We start from the raw sequence: 22,625 nt of genomic DNA on the forward strand, positions 1-22,625 counted from the left end.
GAGCACCTGCGTCGCCCTGAGCACCCTGGAAACCCTGTGCGCCCTGCGCACCAGCCGCGCCCTGAGGCCCCTGAGCACCGGTGTCACCCTGAGCACCCTGCGCCCCCGCATCACCCTGCGGCCCCTGAGCACCGGTCGCACCCTGAGCACCGGTCGCACCCTGAAAACCCTGAGCACCCTGCGCACCAGCCGCACCCTGAGGCCCCTGAGCACCAGTGTCACCCTGAGCACCCTGCGCGCCGGTGTCACCCTGCGCCCCCGCGTCACCCTGGGGGCCCTGGGCACCGGTCGCACCCCGGGGACCCGTATCGCCCTGAGGACCTTGGGCACCCTGGGGGCCCTGGGGGCCCTGGGGGCCCTTCTTCGGGCCAGGCGGGTAGTGGCCCTTGCCCCCGTCGTGCCCACCCCACGGTCCCTGCCAGCCCTGCGGGCCGCAGTCCGCCGGATCGTCGGGGTAGCTCTCCCAGGAATCATCAGGTCCGACACCGTCCTGGCGGACCGTCGACCGGGACGCCGGCCACCCGCCGTACTGGCCCAGCGGACCGGGCGTGCCGGTACGCACGCCCTGCGCGGACGGCGTGGTCTCCAGGGGTGGCGCCGCGACCGCAGGCCCACCCGTCATCCCGACCACGATCAGGGCGGAACTCAGCCCTGAAGCGGCGCGACCACGCTTCAGTCCTCGCCGCAGCCGTCGGCTGTTACTCATGAACCCCTCCAGAGAGCCACCCAGATACCCAGAGTTGCCCTTCTGCGACCTAAGGACGCTTACGGGCGAGTTGCAGCTTATTCGACCGATTCGTCCAATAAGAGGGGTTTCTGCTAAAGCGGGAGGCATTCAGGAAAGGCGGACATTCTTCGTGAAGCTACGGCACGATCCCCGCACCCGAACGTGCCCCGATCGTGGTGCGGCCGGCGGTGGCAACCGGCGGCGATGCGCACACGCCGACGGAACCGTCCGCCTCCGGCGATCGAGGGCGGGTCGGTCTCGACCGGAGTTGGCCGCTCAGTACCGGCCGGGCGGCCACGGGGCGGCCGGGCGGGGGCCGTACCAGCCGGGCGGGCCGTAGCCCGCCGGGTAGGCCGGGGGCGGCGGTGGGGTCAGCACCACCGGGATCGGCACCACCGGCGAGTCCGGGGCGTCGACCGTCCGCTGGCTACCGTCCGGGAACCGCAGGTGGTAGCGCTGACCGTCCCAGACCCCCACCGGCGTCTGCGGGTCCCGGCCGACGAAGAACGACCGGTACGCAGCGATCGTCTCCAGCAACTGCCGTTCCTCCCGCAGGGTGCGCTCCCGCTCCGCCGGCTTACGGTCCAGCCCGCGCCGCATCCCGTCGCGCAACAACGCCAGCCGGGTCGCGGCGAACTGGTAACCGCGCATCGCCCGCAACCCGGCGTCCCCACCCACCCGCCGGGCCCAGGTCCGGGCGGCGTGCCGGCGGGCCAGGCTGCCCAGGGCGGCCACCTCGGGCGGGCTCAACCAACCCGCCCGCACATAGTCCGGCAGGGTCCGCTCGGTGAGCCGCCCCTCCCAGGCCCGCAACCAGACCGCGAAACCGACCATGCCGAAGAAGATCGGCACCATCACTGCGACCATGCCGTAGAAGAAGATCACCGCCTGGCCGGTGGCCTGCACGAGCGTCGGGATGAGGTTCCAGGTGCCGTGCAGCATCATCGCCAGCAGCAGGCCGGCGATCGGGGCGAGCACCCGGATCCGCCGGTCGGCGGTACGGGCGGCGATGCCCAGCCCCACCCCGGTCATCGAGGTGAACAGCGGGTGGGCGAAGCCGAAGAAGAGGATCCGGGAGATGAAGATGACGATGACGTTGCGGACGCCGGTGGCCGGCCCCCACTGGTCGACGCCCGAGGCGTAGCCGAGGCCGCCCAGGTAGAGGATGTTCTCCACCATGGCGAACCCGACGGCGGAGAGCCCGCAGTAGACCAGACCGTCGGTGATCCCGGACCACTCCCGGCGGCGGAAGATCAATAGCAGGATCGGGCCGAGCGCCTTGGTCAGCTCCTCGATGAACGGGGCCACCAGCACCCCGGTCAACGACGACGACACCCCCCACTCCTTGAACAGGGCGGCGAAGCTGTTGTTGACGGTCAGCGAGGCGGCGGTGGAGACGAACGCGCCCCAGGCGAAGCAGAAGATCAGGTACTTCAGCGGCTCAGGTTCGTACCGGTCGAGCCAGAGGAAGCAGGCCACCAGGACCGGCACCGGCAGGATCGCCGCCGTCACCCCGACCAGCAGCGCGTCCAGGCCCAGGTTGGAGCCGAGCGTGTAGAGCATGTAGACCGCGCAGGCCGCGATCAACAGCACCACCCCGGCCAGCGCCAGGACCCGCCGCCAGCCGAGGCGGCGCAGCGGCATCCGGGGCGCGGCGGCGTCCGGCGACGGTACGGCGGGCGCGGGCAGCGGGGGCCCGCCGGGCGGGGTGTCGGCCATGCGGATCAGCGTAGTCATCCCCGGCCCGTTCGGCCGGGCTCTCCCGGTGCGCGGTGGGCGGTCCGGCCGGCGCTGCGGGCGGGTCGGCCCGGTCCGGGGCCGGGTCAGCCCAGCGGCGGCGCGGTCGGGGGTTTCGGGGCGGCGTGCTGCTCGGCCGGACTACCGCCCGGTTTCTCCTTGTCGCCGAACGCCTGCCGGATCAGCCGGTTGGCGTCCTCCTGCTCGATCCCCGAGGCGACCAGCAGGTCACTGGCGGTGGTCCGTACCTGGGCGATCACCACGCTGCCGGAGAACCCGACCCCCTGGTCGTACGCCCGGCCGGCCTCGCTGACCGCGCGCAGCGACCGCTCCCGGGCCCGCTCCGGCTCGTCCCCGACGGCGAACTCGTGCCGCAGCAGGCGGACCGCCTCGGCCAGGTGGGCGACCGCGTCCGGCATCGGCTCCGGCACCGGCTCGTCGTCCTCGATCATGGTGACCGACCGGCGGATCAGGGTGCCGCTGTTGCGCATCGCCCGGTCGATCGGGTCGGCCGCCTCGGCGTAGTGGGTCAGTTCGCTGCGCCGGTGCCACCGGGCCGGGGAGAGCGTGCTGGTCTCCTTGGCTCCCTCGATCGCTTCGGTGAAGGTGGCCAGTTCCTCCTTGTTCTCCCGGAGCCGGTCCAGCGCCCGCTGGGCGGCGCCCCGGTCCCGGTCGCGGAGCGCCTGGGCGCAGACGTCGAGCTGGCCGGCGAGCAGGTCCAGCGCCGGCCGGGCCGCCCGGTTGATCACCCGGAGCGGGTTGAGCGGCAGCAGGATAGCGGTGACCAGGAGGGCGATGCCGCCGCCGACGAACGCGTCGACGAACCGGGGCAGTTCCAGATCCTCGGTGGACGGGCTCAGCGTGACGATCAGCACGGCCGTCGCGGCGGCCTGGATCACCACCGCGACACTGGCCCCGAAGAAGGTGGTGAGCACGATGGCCGCGGTCACCACCAACCCGAGCTGCCAGCCCCCGGTGCCGAGGAAGTAGATCAGCACGTCGCCGAGGAACACCCCGACCGCCACCCCGACGATCAGCTCCACGGTCCGGCGCAGCCGCTGGCCCACCGAGGCGGCCAGGGTGCCGACCGCCGAGATCGGCGCGAACACCGGTTGCGGGTTGCCCAGCAGGTGGTGCGACACGATCCAGGCCAGCGCGGCGGCCAGGCCCGCCTGCACGGCCAGGCCCAGGGCCAGGTGCACCTGGTGCAGCCGGTCGTGCAGGGTGGCCCGGCCCCGGGTGCGCAGGTAGGCCATGGCACCGGCGATCCGCGCGGTGTCGACGTCGTTCCCGGCGTCACGCAGCCCGGCCCGACGCAGCAGCGACGGTTGTCGGTCCCGGGCCAGCGCCATGGCGGGGACTACCCACGTCGCACCGGTTCATCCCTGCGGCACAATCGTCCGGGTGACCGGACTGATCGACAGGTGGGTGGCGGCGGCGCTCGCCTGCGGGGCCGTCGACGGGCCGGCGCTGACCGCCGCCGGGGTCGACCTGCTGGCCCGCTGGCGGGAACCGCACCGGCGCTACCACACGGAGCGCCACCTGCGGGCGGTGCTGGACGTGGCCGACCGGCACGCCGACCTCGCCGACCGGCCGGAGCGGGTCGCGCTCGCCGCCTGGACGCACGACGCCGTCTACGACCCACGCGCGGCCGGGGACACCAACGAGCAGGCCAGTGCCGCGCTGGCCGGCACCCTGCTCACCGGGCTGGGGGTGCCGGCCGCCACGGTGGCCGAGGTCCGCCGGCTGGTGCTGCTCACCGCCGGGCACCGGGTCACCCCGGGCGACCGCGACGGCGCGCTGCTCTGCGACGCCGACCTGGCGATCCTGGCCACACCCCCCGAGGTGTACGACGGGTACGCCGCCGCGATCCGCGCCGAGTACGCGCATGTGCCCGAGGCGGACTTCCGTACCGGCCGGGCGCGGGTCCTCGACGGGCTGCTCGCCCTGCCCGCCCTGTTCCGGCTGCCCCCGCTGGCCGCCCACTGGGAGGAACCGGCCCGCGCCAACCTCCACCGCGAGCTGGCGTCTCTGCGCTGATTAACCGTCCGGCGTCACCGGCGCCCCGGGGGGTTGAGGTGTTTGGGGCGGCGCAGGCCGGCGGCGTACAGCAGGCGGACGATCTCCCGGCTGGGCACCACCCGGGCGCCGAGCCACACCGCCACGGCGAACCGGTCGGCGGGGATGTCGTAGTGGTCCCGGTCGAACCCGCGCCGGGGCACCCCCAGCGTCTCGGCGAACACGTGCAGCTCGGCCGGGGAGACGTCGCTGATCAGGTGCGACCAGAGCCGGCCGCGCCACGGCCAGGCGGGCCGGTCCAGGTAGAGCATGGCGGCCAATCTAGCCGCCGGTTAGCCTCGGCCGCATGGCTGGCTCCCCCCTCCTCGACGACCTGCGGGCGGCCCTCGGCGACGAGGCCGTCCTCACCGACCCGGACCTGCTACGGCTGCACCGGCGCGACGAGGCGGACCTCTGCGCCGCCGGTACGCCGCTGGTGGTCGTCCGCCCCCGGGACACCGCACAGGTGGTGGCCGTGGTCCGGGCGGCGGCCCGGCACGGCGTACCCGTGGTGCCGCAGGGGGCGCGGACCGGCCTGGCCGGCGCGGCGAACGCGGTGGACGGCGCGGTGGTGGTGAGCACCGTCGCGATGACCGCGATCCGGGAGATCGACCCGGTGGCCCGCATCGCCGTGGTGCAGCCGGGCGTGGTGAACGCCACACTGGCCCGCGCCGTCCGGCAACAGGGCCTGTACTACCCGCCCGACCCGGGTTCCTGGGAGTCCTCCACGATCGGTGGCAACGTCTCCACCAACGCCGGCGGGATGTGCTGCGTCAAGTACGGGGTGACCACCGAGTACGTCCTCGGGCTGGAGGTGGTGCTCGCCTCCGGCGAGGTGCTGCGCACCGGCCGGCGTACCGCCAAGGGGGTTGCCGGGTACGACCTGACCCGGCTCTTCGTCGGCGCGGAGGGCACCCTCGGGGTGATCACCGAGGTCACCGTGTCGCTGCGGCCGGTGCCCGAGGAGTCACTGACCATGGTGGCGGTCTTCGGCTCGACCGCCGGGGCGGGTACGGCGGTGGCCGGGATCGCCGCGCGGGGGCTCACCCCGAGCCTGTTGGAGCTGCTCGACCGGACGCACCTGCGGGCGATCGAGGCGTACCGGCCGATGGGGTTGCGGACCGACGCCGAGGCGCTGCTGCTCGCGGCCGCCGACACCGGCCCCCGGGCGGCGGCGGACCTGGCCCGGATCGCCGAGGTCTGCACGGCGGCCGGCGCCGCGGAGGTGTATGCGGCCACCGACGCGGTGGAGGCGGCGGCGCTGCTCCAGGCCCGGCGGCTGGCCCACCCGGCGATGGAGAAGTTCGCCGCCGACACCTACCCGGACGGCAACGGCGGCCTGATCATCGACGACGTGGCGGTGCCCCGGGGGGCGCTCGCCACCCTGCTGGACGGGGTGGCCCGGATCGCCGTCGAGTGCGGGGTGCCGATCGGGGTGGTCGGCCACGCCGGGGACGGCAACCTGCATCCGAACATCGTGGTGGACCGGGCCGACCCGGCGAGCCTGGAGCGGGGCCGACTGGCCTTCGACGAGATCATCCGGCTCGGCCTGGAGTTGGGCGGCACCTGCACCGGTGAGCACGGCGTCGGGCTGCTCAAGCGGGACTGGCTGGCCCGGGAGATCGGCCCGGTCGGCGTCCGGGTGCACCAGGCGATCAAGGCGGCGCTCGACCCGGCCGGGCTGTTCAACCCGGGCAAGGTGCTCTGAGCCGACCCGCCGGACCGGGCGTGGCGGGCCCGGATCGCTCAGCGGGTGGGTTCGGCGGGGGTGGCCTGGGTGAGCAGGAGCAGGATCTCCCCGGCCACCGCCGGTCGTTCCTCGCCCGGGCAGTCCTGCGAGGTGACCAGACCGGTCGTGGTGAGCAGGCTGGAGGTCAGCGCGTCGATGCAGCTCGCCCGGTATCTGCGGGCCTGGTCGGTCTCCTGGGCCAGCCGCGGGTCGGCGAGCAGCTTGTGCAACCGCTGCACCTGCTCGGCGTCGAGGGAGCCGGTCGAGGTGACCCCGTCGCCCGCACAGTCGTCACACTCCCACCGGCCGTCCGGCTCGACGGTCAAGGACCGCAGTGGACCGTCGTCGCCGAGTTTCTGCACCAGGCTGACCCGGTTGGCGGTCACCCCCGGGGATGTCGTCCCGCCCCGGCCCTCCGCTGTGGAACCGCCGTCCCGGTCGGCCATCGCGCAGCCGGCCAGGGTGACCGTCAGGGCGGCGACGGCGGGGACGGTGAGCGCACGCGACCACTGAGGGGGAACCACGCGCGGAACCTATCCCACCCCGGGTGCCGTCCGGAACCGGCCGACCGGACCGCCGCCAGCGGGTGGGACCGCCCACCGCCGGCCCGGCATCGACGGGTGCCGCCGCCCGGGACCGGTCAGCGGGTGGACGTCGGGAGTCCGACGTGGCCACCCTCGACGCCGTCGACGCCCCGGTCGGCGGCGAAACCCCGGACGTCGGGCGCACCCAACCGGGCCGCGTCGGCGGTCGCGTCGTCCGGCATGAGCTGGGACTCCCGCTCCGCCTCGACCCGGGCCCGGTAGTGCGCGATCTCCCGGTCCCGGGTGGCCGCGTCCCAGCCGAGCACCGCCCCCATCAACTCCGCCGTGTGCCCGGCCGAGTCGAGCCCGCGGTGGGTCGTCTCGAAGGAGATCCGGGTACGCCGGGTCAGCACGTCCTCCAGGTGCAACGCCCCCTCGGAGCGGGTGGCGTAGGTCACCTCGGCGGCCAGGTACTCGGGGGCACCGGCCAGTGGTGAGGCGAGCAGCGGGTCGGCGGCGATCAGCGCCAGCAGTTCCAGGGTGAGCGTGCCGTACCGCTCCAGCAGGTGCTCGACCACACCGACGGGGACCCCGTGCCGGCGGGCCAGGTCGGCCCGGTCCCGCCACATCGAGGCGTACCCGTCGGCGCCGAGCAGTGGCAGGTCGGCGGTGCGCGAGGGGCGTACGCCGCCGAGCCGGTGGGCGGCCCGGTCGACCACGTCGGTGGCCATCACCCGGTACGTCGTGTACTTGCCGCCGGCGACCAGCAGCAGCCCGAGCATCGGCTCGAAGACCGCGTGTTCCCGGGAGAGCTTGGAGGTGGAGTCGGCCTCACCGGCCAGCAGTGGGCGCAGCCCGGCGTAGACGCCCTCGATGTCCGCACTCGACAGCGGCCGGTCCAGCACCAGGTTGACCTGGTCGAGCAGGTACTGGATGTCGCGGGCGGAGGCGGCCGGGTGGGAGCGGTCCAGCCGCCAGTCGGTGTCGGTGGTGCCGATGATCCAGTGCCCGCCCCAGGGGATGACGAAGAGCACACTGGTCGCGGTCCGCACGATCAGCCCGGTCTCGCCGGTGATCGCCGAGCGGGGCACCACCAGGTGCACCCCCTTGGACGCCCGGACCCGGATGCCGGGGCGCAGCCCGACGTCGTTGAGCATCCGGGACATGTCGTCGCTCCACACGCCGGTGGCGGCGATGACGGTGCGGGCGCGTACCTCGAACTCCGCGTCCGGGGAGCCGGGGGGTGCCTCCAGGTCGCGGACCCGGACCCCGGTGACCTCCCGGGCCTGCCGCACCAGCCCGACGGCGCGGGCGCTGGTCACCACGGTCGCGCCGAGGCTGGCGGCGGTGCGGGCCAGGGTCACCACCAGCCGGGCGTCGTCGACCTGGCCGTCGTAGTAGCGGATCGCCCCGGCCAGCGCGTCGGCCCGCAGGCTGGGGAAGACCCGGCGGGCACCCTCGCGGGTCAGGTGCCGGTGCAGCGGCATTCCCCGGCCGGTGCCGAAGAGGCCGGCGAAGGCGTCGTAGGCGGCCACCCCGGCCCCGTAGTAGGAGCGGCGGAACAGCCGGGCCGGCAGGTCGCGCAGCCCCCGGCCGGCGGGGAGCGGGATGAGGAACGGGACCGGTCGGACCAGGTGCGGGGCGAGTCGGGTGGCGAGCAGCCCTCGCTCGGTCAGCGCCTCGTGGACCAGGTGGAACTCCAACTGTTCCAGGTAGCGCAGGCCGCCGTGGATCAGCTTGCTGGACCGGCTGGAGGTGCCGGCGGCGAAGTCGCGGGCCTCGACCAGGGCGACCTTGAGCCCCCGGGAGGCGGCGTCCAACGCGGCACCGGCACCGGTCGCCCCACCGCCGATGACCAGCACGTCGAACCGCTCGGACCGCAGCCGGCGCAGGTCGGCGGCACGGCGCTCGGGCGAGAGTTGACCAGCGGCGGATCGGGTCACATTGGGGTCACGCACCCGTCCACCGTAACCCGCCGGGTCCCACCCGCAGCAGGCCTGGAGCCCGCCGAGATCCGCACCGCCGATCCGGTGACACTGAGCAAGACTCCTCCGGATCGCCTCGATGACTCTCCGTAATCAGCTTCTCGCCGACCCCTCCGCCCCTCACACCGCCTCCCCATCGCCGTGACCAGCCCGATCGCCGCATCCCCCGCCCATCCCCCACATCCCTCCCTCGGATCCTTTGCTCTGCTGCTCTCCACGCGACGCGCACGTTCCGTGACCGGTGCGTCCAGGGCAGCAGAGCAAAGGATCCGAAGGTGGAGGTCCACACCCCCACCTTCCGTCACTTTCCGTGACCACGGAACGGTGCCGGCGACCTGGGAGAAGCGACGGAACGCGGGAGGTGGACGCAGCGGCGGACCGGGCGGAGCCGAGCCCACGCGAGGGCGGGGACCGCGCAGGTCCGCGTTTCCCCGGGTCCACCGGCGACGGGCGGGGACGGTCGTCGGACCGGCAAAGCCGTCGGACGGCGACGTGCGTCGTACTGTTTCCGGATGTTGGCCGACACACCACCTCCGCCGGGCTACGGCCCACCATCGGCCGCCGGCCGTCCGTCGAGCCCGTGGCCGGTGGTGGCGGCCGCACTGGCCGGCGGCTGGACGGTCGTGCTCGCCGTCCTGCTCCAGGCGGTCGGCTGGTCGGTCGAGCAGTTGCAGGTGGCCGCGGGATGGGACCGGCAGGCGTGGCTCTGGCCGGCCCTCAGCCTGGCCACCGCCCTGCTGGTCGGCCTACCCGCCCTGCTGCTGGCCCTGCTCCCCCGCTCACCCCGGGTACGGGCCACCGGGTGGGGTTGGCTCGGCGCGGCGCTCGCCCTGCTCGCCCTCGGTTCCCTGCGGGCGCTTCCCCAGGTACACCACGAGCTGTACCTGGCCGCGCTGGCCGTCACCGCGACCCTGCTCGCGCTGCTGACCGCCCGACTGTCCGGCCCGGCCGCCACCACCCCACCCCAGCCCACGGGCACCGCCACAGCCACGGGCACCCCCACCCCCACCCCCACGGCCACGGCCACGGCCACGGATCGTGCCGGCCGACCCAGGGCGGTCACCCTGTTGGCCATCGCGGCCGGACTGGCCCTGCTGCTGCCGTGGGTGCGGTTCGGCGCGCTGGGCGGTCTGCTGGAGACCGCGCTCGCCGCGCTCGCCGCGACGGCGGTCGGCCTGCTGGCCGCAGCGCTGCTGGGCGACCGGTTCTGGTCCCCCTTCACCGGCGACGGGCCACCCCGGGCCGCCCGTACCGTGCTGGTCGGCGGCCTGGTCGCCGGGGTGGTCCTGCTGCTGGTCGTCGCGGGCACCGGCCACTCCGGCGCCCAACTGCCCGGGTTGCTGTTCGTCCCGCCGCTCGGTTTCGTGCTGGGCGCGTGCCAGGTGGCGGCCCGCCGGGCCGGCGCACCGGCCGGTGCCGCGCCGGTCCGGTGGCTGGTCGGTCTGGCGGCGTTCGGCCCGTTGGCGCTCGCCGACCCGGAGGAGATCTCGGTCCTGCTGGCCACCACCCGCGACGTCCCCTACTGGGTCGCGGTCGCATCCGGCGTCGGGTTCGCCGTCGCGGTCGTGCTGGCCATCGGGTACGGGGTGCTGCTCGCCCGGCCACGCGGGCGCGCACCACGCCGGCTGGTCGCCGCGTCGAGCGCAGCCGTCCTGCTGCTCACCGTCGGCGTGGTCGACGTGGTCGCCGGCCAGCCCGGCCTGCACGGCGAACGGCTGCTGGTGGTGCTCCGCGAGCAGGCCGACCTCACCGGCATCCCCGCCGGTACGCCAGGTCGCGCCGGCCGGGAGGCGCGGACCGCCGAGGTCTACCGCCGACTGGTGTCCACCGCCGAACGCACCCAGGGGGCGTTGCGCCGGGACCTGACCCGGCTACACCTCGACCCGACGCCGTACTACCTGGTCAACGCGATCGAGACCGACGGCGGGCCAGCGGTGCGGGCGTGGCTGTCCGGGCGGCCGGAGGTGGCCCGGGTGCTGGTCAGCCAGCGGCTCCGACCATTGCCCGCGCCGGCACCGGCCAGCCGGGGTGACCGGCCCGCGCCGACCGGGCCGGAGTGGAACATCCGGATGCTGGGCGCCGACCGGGTCTGGTCGGAGTTGGACGTCACCGGGGCCGGGGTGGTGGTCGGCAGTTCGGACTCCGGGGTCGACGGCACCCATCCGACCCTGGCCGCCAACTTCCGGGGCGGCGACGACTCCTGGTACGACCCGTGGGACCACACCCGCGCCCCCACCGACTCCGGCGGTCACGGCACCCACACCACGGCCAGCGCGGTGGGACGCGACGGCATCGGGGTCGCCCCCGGAGCCCAGTGGGTGGGCTGCGTCAACCTCGACCGCAACCTGGGCAGCCCCGCGCACTACCTGGACTGCCTCCAGTTCATGTTGGCCCCGTTCCCGGCCGGCGGTGACCCGTTCACCGACGGTCGGCCGGAGCGGGCCCCCGACGTGCTCACCAACTCGTGGGGGTGCCCACCGGTCGAGGGCTGTGATGCGGGTGCGCTGCGCCCGGCCACCGCCGCGTTGACGGCCGCAGGCATTCTGGTGGTGGCCGCCGCAGGGAACACCGGACCCGACTGCGGGTCGATCGTCGACCCGCCGGCGCCGTACCCCGATGTGCTGACGGTGGGTGCCGTGGGCCGCGACCGGCGCGTCACGGAGTTCTCCAGCCGGGGGCCCGTCGCGGGTGGGGCGGCCAAGCCGGACCTGGTCGCCCCCGGCGCGGAGGTCCTCTCCGCGATGCCCGGCGGCGGTTACGCCGCCCTGGACGGCACTTCGATGGCCACCCCGCAGGTGGCGGGAGTGGTGGCACTGATGTGGTCGGCGAACCCGGCGCTGGTCGGTGACCTGGACCGGACCCGGAACATCCTGCGGGACACCGCGCAACCCGCCGGGCCCGCCGACCTCAGCTGCGGCCCGGTGGCGGCGTCGACCGGGGCCGGTCTGGTCGACGCGTACGCGGCGGTGCGGGCGGCCCGCCGCTGACCGCCCCGGTCGCCGGGGTGAGCCGGCCCGGCTGGGTACGGTCCTCGGACACGGAACGGGGCGGACCGCTCGCGCGGCCCGCCCCGTTCGGCGTTGGAGCTGGACTCAGAAGTCCATGTCCCCGCCACCCGGGCCAGCCGGGGCGGCCGGGGTCTTCTCCGGCTTGTCCGCCACGACGGCTTCGGTGGTGAGGAAGAGCGCCGCGATCGACGCGGCGTTCTGCAGCGCGGACCGGGTCACCTTGGCCGGGTCGATGATGCCCGCGGCCAGCAGGTCGACGTACTCACCGCTGGCGGCGTTGAGGCCGTGACCGGCGTCCAGGTTGCGGACGCGCTCGACGACCACGCCACCCTCCAGGCCGGCGTTGACGGCGATCTGCCGCAGCGGGGCGTCCAGCGCGATCTTGACGATCTGCGCGCCGGTCGCCTCGTCGCCGGCCAGGTCCAGCTTGTCGAAGGCGGTCTTGCCGGCCTGCACCAGCGCGACGCCACCACCCGGGACGATGCCCTCCTCGACGGCGGCCTTCGCGTTGCGGACGGCGTCCTCGATGCGGTGCTTGCGCTCCTTCAGCTCGACCTCGGTGGCCGCGCCGACCTTGATCACCGCGACGCCGCCGGCCAGCTTGGCCAGCCGCTCCTGCAGCTTCTCGCGGTCGTAGTCGGAGTCGCTCTTGTCGATCTCGGCCCGGATCTGGTTGACCCGGCCCTGGATCTGGTCGGCGTCGCCGGCACCGTCGACGATGGTGGTCTCGTCCTTGGTCACCACGACCTTGCGGGCCCGGCCCAGCATGTCGAGGCCGACGGCGTCCAGCTTGAGGCCGACCTCCTCGCTGATGACCTGGCCACCGGTGAGGATGGCGATGTCGGCGAGCATGGCCTTGCGGCGGTCACCGAAGCCCGGCGCCTTGACGGCGACCGACTTGAAGGTGCCCCGGACCTTGTTGACGACCAGGGTCGCCAGGGCCTCACCCTCGATGTCCTCGGAGATGATCAGCAGCGGCTTGCCCGACTGCATGACCTTCTCCAGGATCGGGAGCAGGTCCTTCACCGAGGAGATCTTGCTGTTGACGATGAGCAGGTAGGGGTCGTCGAAGACGGCCTCCATACGCTCCGGGTCGGTCATGAAGTACGCGGAGATGTAGCCCTTGTCGAAGCGCATGCCCTCGGTGAGCTCCAGCTCCAGCCCGAAGGTGTTGCTCTCCTCGACGGTGATGACGCCTTCCTTGCCGACCTTGTCCATCGCCTCGGCGATGATCTCGCCGACGGTGCTGTCACCGGCGGAGATGGAGGCGGTGGAGGCGATCTGCTCCTTGGTCTCGACGTCCTTGGCGAGCTTGGACAGCTCCTCCGAGACGCTGGCCACGGCAGCCTCGATGCCCCGCTTCAGGGCCATCGGGTTGGCACCGGCGGCCACGTTGCGCAGACCCTCGCGCACCAGGGCCTGGGCCAGGACGGTCGCCGTCGTCGTGCCGTCACCGGCGACGTCGTCGGTCTTCTTGGCGACCTCCTTGACCAGCTCGGCGCCGATCTTCTCGTACGGGTCCTCGAGCTCGATCTCCTTGGCGATGCTCACACCATCGTTGGTGATGGTGGGGGCACCCCACTTCTTCTCGAGCACCACGTTGCGGCCCTTGGGGCCGAGGGTCACCTTTACGGCGTCGGCGAGCTGGTTCATGCCCCGCTCGAGGCCGCGGCGAGCCTCTTCGTCGAACGCGATCATCTTGGCCATACGGCGTTGTCCTCCTGGACACTCACGGGCCACCCGGGGGTTTGTGTCCCCGGACGGGCCGCCTGGTGTACGCACCTTGGGGACGTCGCCACCTGGCGACGACGACGTCCTCCTCGGTCGGGCCGGACAGCCCGCGACGACCGGCCATGTGCCACCCGACGCCATCGAGACGCCGATGTGACCGTGGCCCTACCGCCCCGACCATTGGCACTCACCGTATGCGAGTGCCAATGACCTGTTTAGCACTCTCCCCTGCCGAGTGCAAGCACGATGGGGCCGGTCAGCCGAGTTCCGCCACCAGTCGCGCGACGTTCACCGGCCCCTCCTGCGCGCGCTGCTCGGCGTACGTCACGACCAGGCCGACCAGCTGCACCAGGTAGACCGGCACGACCAGCACGGCGCTCACCAGGATCACCGCCACCGCACCCACGGCGGTGCCGGGCGCGGTGAACGGGTCGGTGCCGAACGGCACGGTGCCGACCGACTCCACCACCCCACCGAGCACGCTGCCGAGCAGCACCGCGAGTGCGACCAGCGCCACCCGGCCGAGCACCATGCCCAACCGGTCGTGGAACATGCGGAACGAGCGCCCGATCGGGTTCTGCCCCTCGAACAGGTAGACCGGGCCAGCGAGGGCGAGGGCGAACGCCAGGTAGATGCCCGGCAGCAGGCACAGGCAGAAGCCGACGCCGATGAGCAGGCCCAGCACCAGCATCCAGCCCCACAGGCCGAGGCAGCGGCGCGCGCCGTAGCGCAGCGCGCCGGGCAGGTCGGCCGGCTGGCCGGCGGCCTGCCGGGCCACCACCCAGGTGCCACCCGCCCAGCCGATGCCCTGCACCACCCCGAAGGCCAGCGCGACCAGGAACACCGAGACCCCGTAGATCACCAGGTCACTGAGGTAGCCGTCGGGAATCGAGCCGTCGGCGGGCAGCGGGGCGGCGTCGGGCCCCGTGCCGAGGGAGAGCAGGGACACCGCCACCGCCGGCACGACCTGGGTGAGCAGCATCAACGGCAGCAGGGTCCGCCAACTTCGACGCAACGCTCCGGTGCACCGGGCGAACCAGCCTTCCAGCCCGGCGTACGGCGGATTGACCAGCGGGTCCGCCGGCCCCCAGGAGCCGCCCCCGGCGACCGGCGGATGACCCCCGAGCGGCGGATAGCTCCCGAGCGGCGGGAAACCGCCGTCGGCACCCGGGGGATAGCCCGGGTACGGGCCACCGGGAGCCGGATAGCTCCAGCCCGGCGGCCCCGCTGCGGACGGATCCCACGACGGCGGACCCCACGAGGGTTGGCCCGACGGCGGCCCCCCGGGCGGCGGACCCCACGAGGGTTGGCCCGACGGCGGGCCCCCCGGCGGCGGGCCCCATGGTCCGCCCGGCGACCCGGCAGCGGGGCCGGGTGGACCCGGAGGTGACTGGTCGGACATGAACCCTCCTCAGCGAGGACGCCTGGACGGTTCACGATCTTTCCCCGCACCGACCCCCGCCGCCAACCGTCCCACGGGTGGCCCGGCGGGTGGGACCCGCAGGACAGGTCAGGCGATGACGCGGACCCGTTCGGCCTGCGGCCCCTTCTGACCCTGGGCGATCTCGAACTCCACCCGCTGACCGTCGTCGAGCGCCTTGTAGCCGTCCATCTCGATGGCGGAGAAGTGGACGAAGACGTCCTGCCCGCCGTCGACGGCGATGAAGCCGTAGCCTTTTTCGGAGTTGAACCACTTGACGGTGCCCTGTGCCACGGTGCACTTCCTCACTCTGCGCGGCGTTCCACAACCCCGGGATGCCGGCGGGCCGACAGCGGAGAACCACCGTTTCGGCGATCGGTGAAGGCCGCTGAATCGGTGACCGAAATCGCACGCTACACGAGGAGTGACGACCGCGCACGACCTCAAATCGGCCTAAATCGGACGGGTATCGACCCGGTTACCCATCGGCGTTCATCGCTGCGGTATGCATGCGCACATGACATCTGCCCCGGCCCCACCGGTGACCCGGACGGCACCCGTGCACCGGGTGCGCCCGCAGGACGCCGCCCGGATGCGGGCGCTGCGGTTGGAGATGCTCGCGGATGCGCCGCTGGCCTTCCTGGAGACCGTCGCCGAGGCCGCCGCCCGCCCGCACGCCGACTACGCGGCCCGGATCGCGTACGTGTCCCAGGGGTGCCACACCGCCCAGTTCGTGGCCGATCCCGGCGGCCGGCTGGTCGGCCACGCGGGCGGCACCGTCGCCCCCGACGAGCCGGACCTGACGGTCGTCTACGCGGTCTACGTGAACCCCTCGTGGCGGGGCACCGGCCTGCTCGGCGCGCTGATCGACGAGGTCGCCGCCTGGTCGCGCGCCTGCGGCCGACCACAGCTCATGCTCGAGGTGGTGGTCGGCAACGACCGTGCCTACCGGGCCTACCACCGTCTGGGCTTCACCGACACCGGCGTCCGCGTCCCGCACCCCAAGATCCCCGCCCTCACCGAACTCCAGATGCGCCGCCCCGCCTGACCCCCACCCCAAACCCCAGGCCGCGCCGGGCCGGGCCGGGCCGCGCCGGGCCGGTGATCAAGAGGTTTACGTCAAATCAGCCACTCAGGCTGACGTAAACCTCTTGATCACCGACCACGGACCACCGACGGCCGACCACCGACCACCGACCACGGACCACGGACCACCGACCACGGACCACCGACCACGGACCACCCCCGCCCGCAGCCGGAGCGCGGACGGGGGTGGGGGTGGTGGGAAGGCGGGGGTGGGGGAAGGGGACGGTGGGGTCAGGCGGGGCGGCGGGACTGGACGATGCGGAAGCGGTTGGCGACGTAGGCGCCGTCGGTGAGGGCGGCGTTGGCGGCCGGGTTCGCGCCGCTGCCGTGGAAGTCCGAGAAAGCGGCGGACTGGTTCACGAAGACCCCACCGGTGAGGTTGGCCGACAGGTGCACCCCGACGTCGATCGCGGCGGCCTCGACGGCGTCCAGCACCGCCTCGTCGGTGGAGTAGACGGCGGCGGTCAGCGCGCCGGACTCTCCGACGGTGGACCGCAGGATCTCGATGCTGTGCGCGGTCGAGTCGGTGGCGATGACGAAGGAGATCGGCCCGAACCACTCCCGGCCGTAGACCTCGGTGTCGGTGGCGGCGAGCTTGACGATGGTCGGCGTCCGGACCACCGCGTCGGTCAGCGCGGGGTGCGTGACGGTACGCGACTCCAGCACCGCCTCGCCGACCTTGGTGACCTCGTCGAGGCGTTCCAGCACTCCGTCGTTGACGATCGCCCCGGTCAGCTCGACGCCCCGGGCCGGGTCGGCGGTGAGCTTGCCGACGGTGGCGGCGATGCCGGCGGCCACCTCGTCGAAGCTCTTGTGCCCCTGGTCGGTGGTGATGCCGGCGGCGGGGATGAGGATGTTCTGCGAGGTGGTGCACATCTGCCCGCTGTAGAGGGTCAGCGTGAAACCGAGGTTGCGGCACATGCCGGCGAAGTCGTCGGTGGAGTCGATGACGACGGTGTTCAGGCCGGCCTTCTCGGTGTAGACCGTCGCCTGCCGGGCGTTGGCCTCCAGCCAGTCGCCGTACCCGGTGGAGCCGGTGAAGTCGACGATCTTCACGGCGGGGTGCAGGGCGAGGGTCGAGGCCAGCTTCTCGCCGGGGGCCTCGGGGGCGAGCAGCACCAGGTCGGGGTCGAAGCCGGCCTCGGCGAGCACCTCCCGGGCGTACCGCACGGTGATCGCCAGGGGCAGCACCGCGCGGGGGTGCGGCTTGACCACGACCGGGTTGCCGGTGACCAGTGAGGCGAACAGCCCGGGGTACGAGTTCCAGGTCGGGAAGGTGTTGCAGCCGATCACCAGGGCCACCCCACGCGGCACCACGTGGAACGTCTTGGTCATCCGCAGCGGGTCGCCCTTGCCGGCGGCCTTCTCCCAGCTGGCCGTCCCGGGGTGCCGGGTCATCTCGGCGTACGCGTAGGCGATCGCCTCCAGGGCCCGGTCCAGCGCGTGTGCGCCGCCGGCCTGGAAGGCCATCACGAACGCCTGGCCGCTGGTGAACTGCACCGCGTTGGCCAGTTCGAAGACGTGCTTGTGCAACCGGTCGAGGATCTCCAGGCACACCCCCGCCCGGGTCTGCGGGCCGGCGTCGCGCCAGGCCGGCAGGGCGGCGGAGGCGGCGGCGACCACCTCGTCGGCGCCCGGGTGCGGGTAGCGCACGTCCAGGGCCACCCCGAACGGGCTCGTCTCGGTGGCGACCCGGTCGGCCGTGCCGGGCTGGTCGAGCGGAAAGTCGCCACCGAGGTACGCCTCGAAGGCGGCCTTCCCGTCGGCGGCGGCGGTCTCGCCGTACACCCGGGGGCTGGGCGATTCGGGGTAGGCGGACCAGTACCCGCGTTCGGTGATCGCGGTCAGCGCGCGGTGCAGGGTGTCGGCGTGCCTGTCGTACAGCGGGTGCGGGGTCTCCGTCATGCCCGCCATCATGCAACAGATGCTGACCAGATCAGTAGGGGCGTGTCACAGATCAGATGGTCGACTGCCACTCCGTGGACCCGGCCACCGGCCGGAACCCGAGCAGCTCGTTGATCGCGATCATGTGGGTGTTCGCCGCCGCGTTGTAGGTGTCGACCACGCTCAGCTCCGGCTCGTACGTCAGGGTGTGTTCGAGGTTCTCGGCCTTGCAGAGCAGCCCGAGCCGGTGCCCCCGGTGGGCCGGGTCGACGATGGTGAGCTGCTGCCAGGCGTGCCGGGTGGTGTTCGCGGCCAGGCTGAGCACGGTCCACGCGACCAGCCGGCCGGACGCCTCGTGCACGGCGGCGACGCTGTAGCGGCGGACGCCCCGCGCGTCCAGCGCCCGCTCCATGCCCTGGATGCGCTCGGCGTCCATCCGCTCGGGTTCCCACTCCAGGTCACCCAGGGGTGCGTCGGTCATCATCCGGCCCTCCAGGTAGGCGAGGTCGGCGAGGTGCTCCGTCGGCGGGTGCCCGTGCCAGCGGACCGTGCGGTAGCCGGCGACGGCCGAGCGCGCCCCGGCCCGCAGCGCCGCCAGCCGGTCCCGGTCGAGCGCGGTGACGTCGAGTCGACGGCGGACGTCGACCAGCGCCGCCTTCGCGCCGAGCGCCGCCGCGAAGGCCGCCCCGGGCAGTTGTCCACCCGGCTCGCCGGGCAGCGCGGCCACGGCGGAGCCGACCATCCGCTTGCCGCCGGCCGCCCGCAGCTGCTCGCGGGCGTGCGTGAACAACGCCCGCCCCACTCCCGCCCGCCGGTGCGCCGGGTCCACCACCAGCTCGACGCTGGCGTTGTCGGTGTTGTCCAGGAGGTGGAGGTTGAGCCGGACCCAGCCGGCGACCACGCCGTCCAGTCGCGCCACCGACCAGCGGGTGTCGATGCCGGGCATCGGGTGCCGCAGCGGCGCCTCGAACCGGCGACGGCACAGCGGCGGCAGGTCGGGTGACTCCGTCGCTTCGACCGTGGCCGCGATCCGGTAGGCCGCATCGAGGGCCGGCTGGTCGGTCGGATCGATTGCTGCGATGTCCACGGTCACGCCGGGAGTCTTCCTGTCGACGACGAAGGGGGCCAGCGGATTTCCGCTGGCCCCCTTGCACGTTGGTCGGGAGGGACGTTCGCACAACGCCTCCGGCGTTGGGTCGCAAGAACTTGAAAAGTCTCCGGCGAAAGCCCTCCCGCACGGAGCATCTTGCGCCGCCCGGTTCCTGCCGTCAAGTCCTTCCCGGCGGGTTTTCGCCACTCACCGCGAAATTCCGGTCACTCGGAGATCCACTCCCCGGGGGATCAGGAGAGGAGGCCGGCGTCGCGGGCGGCCCGCAGGGACGGCTTGATCCGGTGGGTGGGGCCGACCTGGCCGGCGACGGCGTCGATGGTCTTCAGGCCCTCGCCGGTGTTGAAAACGACCGTCTCGGCGGTCGGGTCGAGCCGGCCGGACTCGACGAGCTTGCGCAGCACCGCAACGGTCACCCCGCCGGCCGTCTCGGCGAAGACCCCGGTGGTGCGGGCCAGCAACCGGATGCCGGCGCGGATCTCCTCGTCGTCGACGTACTCCATCCAGCCGCCGGTCCGCCGCACCGCCTCCAGGGCGTACAGGCCGGCGGCCGGGTCGCCGATGTTGAGCGACTTGGCGATGCCGGTCGGCCGGACCGGGGTGATGGTGTCGGTGTCCGCGTGCAGGGCGGCGGCGATCGGGTTGCAGCCGGCCGACTGGGCGCCGAACACCTTCCAACCCCCGGCGGGCGCCTCGACCAGCCCGATCTCGACCAGCTCGGAGAACGCCTTGTCGATCTTGGTGAGCAGCTCGCCCGAGGCCATCGGGACGACCACCTGGGCCGGGATACGCCAGCCGAGCTGCTCGGCCACCTCGTACCCGAGGGTCTTGGAGCCCTCGGCGTAGTAGGGCCGGACGTTGACGTTGACGAACGCGGTGTCCTCGAACTCGTCGGTCTCCACCAGCTCCCCGCAGAGCCGGTTCACGTCGTCGTACGAGCCGTCGATGGCGACCAGGTCGCCGCCGTAGACGGCGGTGGTGATCACCTTGCCCTGCTCCAGGTCACCCGGGATGAAGACCACCGAGGGCGCTCCGGCGCGGGCCGCGTGGGCGGCCACCGAGTTGGCCAGGTTGCCGGTCGAGGCGCAGGCGAACCGGGTGAAGCCGAGCGCCTTCGCGGCGGTCAGCGCCACCGAGACGACCCGGTCCTTGAACGAGTGGGTCGGGTTGGCGCTGTCGTCCTTGACCCACAGCGGCGCGCTGATGCCCAGTTCGGCGGCGAGGTTCGGGGCCGCCACCAGCGGGGTGAGCCCCGGGTCGAGGGTGACCCGGGTGGCCGGGTCCTGGCCGGCGGGCAGGAGGGCGGCGTACCGCCAGATGTTCTGCGGGCCGGCCTCGATCTGCTCCCGGGTGACGGCGGCCAGTGCGGCGGCGTCGTAGTCGACCTCCAGCGGGCCGAAACACTCGTAACAGGCGTGCTGCGCGGCGAGCGGGTAGCGGGCGGAGCAGGCGCGGCAGACCAGGGCGCGGGCCGGGCTGGCGGTGGTGTCGATACCGGGGGCGGCGAGCGTCGACGTCATGGCGGATTCCTCTCATCTTTCCCCGCATCGCACCCTGCGGCGGGGACGGAATTGGCACCTGCCCCGCGGGACGCTCAGCGATGAGCGCGCGGGGTGGTTGCCGGGGCGTCGTCGGGCCGTATCCCTCAGCCCCTCTGGATGAGGTATGCAGTTGTGCCGTCGAGTCTAGGCAGCTTCGCCGCCATCGCCCAGTCGGCTTCCCACGGTGTGAACCACCTGCCGGCGGGGCGTGCGCCGGCCGCACCGGAAGCCATTGATGTTTCGGGCAAGTTTCCAGCTCAGTACGCCCTTGTGCGGATCCGCGCACCGGCCCTCCGGTCGGCCCCTGACCGCGCTCCGACAGGCCGGTGGGGGGCCGGCCGACGAGCCGATGACCGACATTGCCATCGATCAGTACGGTGCGGGAGACCTGACGTCGAGAGAGGACCCCCCGCCCATGCGACGGATCCCGTCGAGCCTTGCGACCCTCACCATGGTCTGCCTACTGACCGCCGCCTGCGGGGGTGAGCAGGGCGGGACGGACGAGGCAGCGTCCACCGTCGGCCCGTCCACCGGGCCCTCCACCGCCTCGGTGCTGAGTCAGGTCTCCCCCGAGGCGACTCCCACCAGCGAGGCTCCGTCGCCGGAGGTGAAGAAGGCCGCCCCCACCACCCCGCCGGCCGCCGCCCCGACCACCACCGCCGCCGCGCCGGTCAAGGCACCGTTGACCTGTGCCCATCTGGCGGAGGCCCGGCTCGGCAGCAGCAAGACGCCCTACAACGGCTACCCGGACTACCTGCCGCTGGCCGGGGGGCAGTGGTCGGGCGAGGACGGGGCCACCGTGACGCTCCAGAAGCCCTGCGGCATCGGTGACCTCGACGGCGACGGCGCGGAGGACGCGGTGGGCGCGGTGGCGATCAAGACCGGAGGCAGCGGCACCTTCTACACGCTCGCGGCGTGGCGCAACAGCGGTGGCCTGCCGGTGTTCCGCGCGCTGACCGACCTCGGCGACCGGACCCCGGTCGTCTCGATCAGCGTGGCCGGGCGCAAGGCCACCGTGGTCTGGCTGACCCGCAGCCCCAGCCGGGGCATGGCCGAGCTGGACATCAAGCGGACGTCGGTCTACAAGCTCTCCGGCAGCACCCTCGCCGAGGTGAGTCACACCGACGCGCCGTACAACCCCTGACCGCACGCGTCGCCGGAGCCGCCTCGTTGCGGCTCCGGCGACGCCGGTCAGTGCGTCAGGCAGGCACCGAGCTTCGCTCCGCCACCGGTGCCGACGGGGCGTCGGCGCTGCGGCGGGCGAGCAGCGTGTCCAGCGCCCAGGAGCCCGGGCCGAGCACCGCGATCAGCAGGAACGACCAGCAGAAGAGCGCCGACAGCTCGCCTCCGTTGCGCAGCGGCAGCAGCCCTTCCGGCTGGTGCACCACGAAATAGGCGTATGCCATCGAGCCGGACGCGAGGAGCGCGGCGGGCCGGGTGAAGAGCCCGGCCAGCACCAGCGCACCGCAGACGAGCTGGATCAGTGCGGCCCACCAGCCGGGCCAGGCACCGACCGGGACAGCCTTGCCGGTCACGGGGTTGCCGCCGAACAACCCGAAGACCGAGGACAGGCCGTGCAGCATGAACAGCAGGCCGATGACGATGCGGTACAGCGAGAGGGTCGGCCCGCCGAGCCGAGACACGTTCATGGGAACCTCCATGGAAGGGATTACGTCCCCTCATGATGAGGCATCGAAGCAGTTAAATCGATAAATTCTTTGTTACTGGGAAGGTCTCGGTGCGAGACATTACCCCACCCCGACGTCCCGGTGTCACCCCTACGTCGCGTCGGGAGCGATGCCGGGCCCACGCACCCGCGACCACCACCGGCCGACCCCGACCACCTCCCCGCCGCGAGCCGGAGCGGCTCGGAACGTAATGATTGTTAACTATGAATTAACTGTCACGAAGTTCATACGCCGCGTTTATGGAAAATGAATATGCACGCAATTCGCGCGGGAAGCCACCGGGAGGTCACCGGGAAACCCCGACCGGGCCCGGCCCACCCGACCAGCGGCGAGGGGCCTGGCCCCGACACCGCCGCCAGCGCTAGGTGTCCGCACTGTGCGCCAACTTCGGACGACAGC

General features: G+C 73.1%; 17 protein-coding genes, 1 pseudogene and 1 riboswitch. Of the genes and pseudogenes, 5 read left to right on the plus strand and 13 right to left on the minus strand.

Annotated features, from left to right (window positions below; translation table 11 throughout):
* The 3 genes and pseudogenes from AB0K25_RS10625 to AB0K25_RS10635 all read right to left on the minus strand — a co-directional run.
* On the minus strand, nucleotides 1–222 hold a 222-nt coding region (locus tag AB0K25_RS10625), incomplete at its 3' end, for a hypothetical protein (RefSeq protein ID WP_363819692.1).
* Between the two features lie 781 nt (nucleotides 223–1,003).
* Nucleotides 1,004–2,483, minus strand: a pseudogene (locus AB0K25_RS10630) (PrsW family intramembrane metalloprotease); the annotation flags it as partial.
* Between the two features lie 67 nt (nucleotides 2,484–2,550).
* A complete protein-coding gene (locus AB0K25_RS10635) occupies nucleotides 2,551–3,810 on the minus strand; it encodes an FUSC family protein (protein WP_357538129.1) in 1,260 nt (419 codons plus the stop codon).
* Between the two features lie 58 nt (nucleotides 3,811–3,868).
* Between AB0K25_RS10635 and AB0K25_RS10640 the strand changes: the two genes are divergently transcribed.
* Nucleotides 3,869–4,504, plus strand: coding sequence for a metal-dependent phosphohydrolase (locus AB0K25_RS10640; protein ID WP_219464935.1), 636 nt, complete (start codon nucleotides 3,869–3,871; stop codon nucleotides 4,502–4,504).
* Between the two features lie 14 nt (nucleotides 4,505–4,518).
* Here AB0K25_RS10640 and AB0K25_RS10645 read toward each other — a convergent pair whose 3' ends face one another.
* Nucleotides 4,519–4,794: a DUF4031 domain-containing protein gene (locus AB0K25_RS10645; RefSeq protein ID WP_219464937.1), complete on the minus strand. Its 276-nt coding sequence runs from the start codon at nucleotides 4,792–4,794 to the stop codon at nucleotides 4,519–4,521.
* 35 nt (nucleotides 4,795–4,829) lie between these two features.
* Between AB0K25_RS10645 and AB0K25_RS10650 the strand changes: the two genes are divergently transcribed.
* Complete coding sequence (locus tag AB0K25_RS10650) at nucleotides 4,830–6,230, plus strand: FAD-linked oxidase C-terminal domain-containing protein (RefSeq protein WP_219464939.1); 1,401 nt, start codon at nucleotides 4,830–4,832, stop codon at nucleotides 6,228–6,230.
* 38 nt (nucleotides 6,231–6,268) lie between these two features.
* Here AB0K25_RS10650 and AB0K25_RS10655 read toward each other — a convergent pair whose 3' ends face one another.
* Complete coding sequence (locus AB0K25_RS10655; RefSeq protein WP_219464941.1) at nucleotides 6,269–6,775, minus strand: hypothetical protein; 507 nt, start codon at nucleotides 6,773–6,775, stop codon at nucleotides 6,269–6,271.
* A gap of 116 nt (nucleotides 6,776–6,891) precedes the next feature.
* On the minus strand, nucleotides 6,892–8,718 hold the full coding sequence (locus AB0K25_RS10660) for a glycerol-3-phosphate dehydrogenase/oxidase (RefSeq protein WP_219470411.1): 1,827 nt from the start codon (nucleotides 8,716–8,718) through the stop codon (nucleotides 6,892–6,894).
* A gap of 554 nt (nucleotides 8,719–9,272) precedes the next feature.
* Here AB0K25_RS10660 and AB0K25_RS10665 point away from each other — a divergent pair.
* The gene (locus AB0K25_RS10665) at nucleotides 9,273–11,747 is read left to right on the plus strand and encodes a S8 family serine peptidase (protein WP_363819697.1); all 2,475 of its coding nucleotides are present in this window, start codon (nucleotides 9,273–9,275) and stop codon (nucleotides 11,745–11,747) included.
* A 105-nt stretch (nucleotides 11,748–11,852) separates the two neighbouring features.
* On the opposite strand, the gene groL is transcribed toward AB0K25_RS10665, so the two are convergent.
* The 3 genes from groL to AB0K25_RS10680 form a co-directional block, all read right to left on the minus strand.
* The gene (groL, locus tag AB0K25_RS10670) at nucleotides 11,853–13,475 is read right to left on the minus strand and encodes a chaperonin GroEL (RefSeq protein ID WP_208567850.1); all 1,623 of its coding nucleotides are present in this window, start codon (nucleotides 13,473–13,475) and stop codon (nucleotides 11,853–11,855) included.
* A gap of 280 nt (nucleotides 13,476–13,755) precedes the next feature.
* Entirely contained in the window at nucleotides 13,756–14,514 is a 759-nt protein-coding gene (locus AB0K25_RS10675) for a hypothetical protein (RefSeq protein WP_363819700.1), read from the minus strand.
* 495 nt (nucleotides 14,515–15,009) lie between these two features.
* Nucleotides 15,010–15,213 (minus strand): cold-shock protein, encoded by a 204-nt coding sequence (locus AB0K25_RS10680; protein WP_067305333.1) that lies wholly within the window; start codon nucleotides 15,211–15,213, stop codon nucleotides 15,010–15,012.
* Nucleotides 15,214–15,436: 223 nt separating this feature from the next.
* On the opposite strand from AB0K25_RS10680, the gene AB0K25_RS10685 reads away from it, so the two are divergent.
* The gene (locus AB0K25_RS10685) at nucleotides 15,437–15,967 is read left to right on the plus strand and encodes a GNAT family N-acetyltransferase (RefSeq protein WP_219464947.1); all 531 of its coding nucleotides are present in this window, start codon (nucleotides 15,437–15,439) and stop codon (nucleotides 15,965–15,967) included.
* Nucleotides 15,968–16,236: 269 nt separating this feature from the next.
* On the opposite strand, the gene paaN is transcribed toward AB0K25_RS10685, so the two are convergent.
* The 3 genes from paaN to thrC all read right to left on the minus strand — a co-directional run bounded on the left by paaN (nucleotide 16,237) and on the right by thrC (nucleotide 20,517).
* Nucleotides 16,237–17,910 carry a phenylacetic acid degradation protein PaaN gene (gene paaN / locus AB0K25_RS10690; RefSeq protein ID WP_219464949.1) on the minus strand — a complete coding sequence of 558 codons (1,674 nt, stop codon included), beginning with the start codon at nucleotides 17,908–17,910 and terminating at the stop codon, nucleotides 16,237–16,239.
* Between the two features lie 52 nt (nucleotides 17,911–17,962).
* The gene (locus tag AB0K25_RS10695) at nucleotides 17,963–18,982 is read right to left on the minus strand and encodes a GNAT family N-acetyltransferase (RefSeq protein WP_357536366.1); all 1,020 of its coding nucleotides are present in this window, start codon (nucleotides 18,980–18,982) and stop codon (nucleotides 17,963–17,965) included.
* A gap of 248 nt (nucleotides 18,983–19,230) precedes the next feature.
* Nucleotides 19,231–20,517, minus strand: a complete 1,287-nt coding sequence (gene thrC, locus AB0K25_RS10700; RefSeq protein WP_219464952.1) for a threonine synthase — start codon at nucleotides 20,515–20,517, stop codon at nucleotides 19,231–19,233.
* A gap of 9 nt (nucleotides 20,518–20,526) precedes the next feature.
* A riboswitch (SAM riboswitch) is annotated at nucleotides 20,527–20,662 on the minus strand.
* A 291-nt stretch (nucleotides 20,663–20,953) separates the two neighbouring features.
* Between thrC and AB0K25_RS10705 the strand changes: the two genes are divergently transcribed.
* Nucleotides 20,954–21,682, plus strand: coding sequence for a hypothetical protein (locus AB0K25_RS10705; RefSeq protein WP_219464954.1), 729 nt, complete (start codon nucleotides 20,954–20,956; stop codon nucleotides 21,680–21,682).
* A 55-nt stretch (nucleotides 21,683–21,737) separates the two neighbouring features.
* On the opposite strand, the gene AB0K25_RS10710 is transcribed toward AB0K25_RS10705, so the two are convergent.
* Nucleotides 21,738–22,187: a DoxX family protein gene (locus tag AB0K25_RS10710; protein ID WP_219464957.1), complete on the minus strand. Its 450-nt coding sequence runs from the start codon at nucleotides 22,185–22,187 to the stop codon at nucleotides 21,738–21,740.
* Nucleotides 22,188–22,625 lie beyond the last annotated feature (438 nt).

The organism is Micromonospora sp. NPDC049257 (assembly GCF_040678915.1).
GTDB lineage: Bacteria > Actinomycetota > Actinomycetes > Mycobacteriales > Micromonosporaceae > Micromonospora > Micromonospora antibiotica.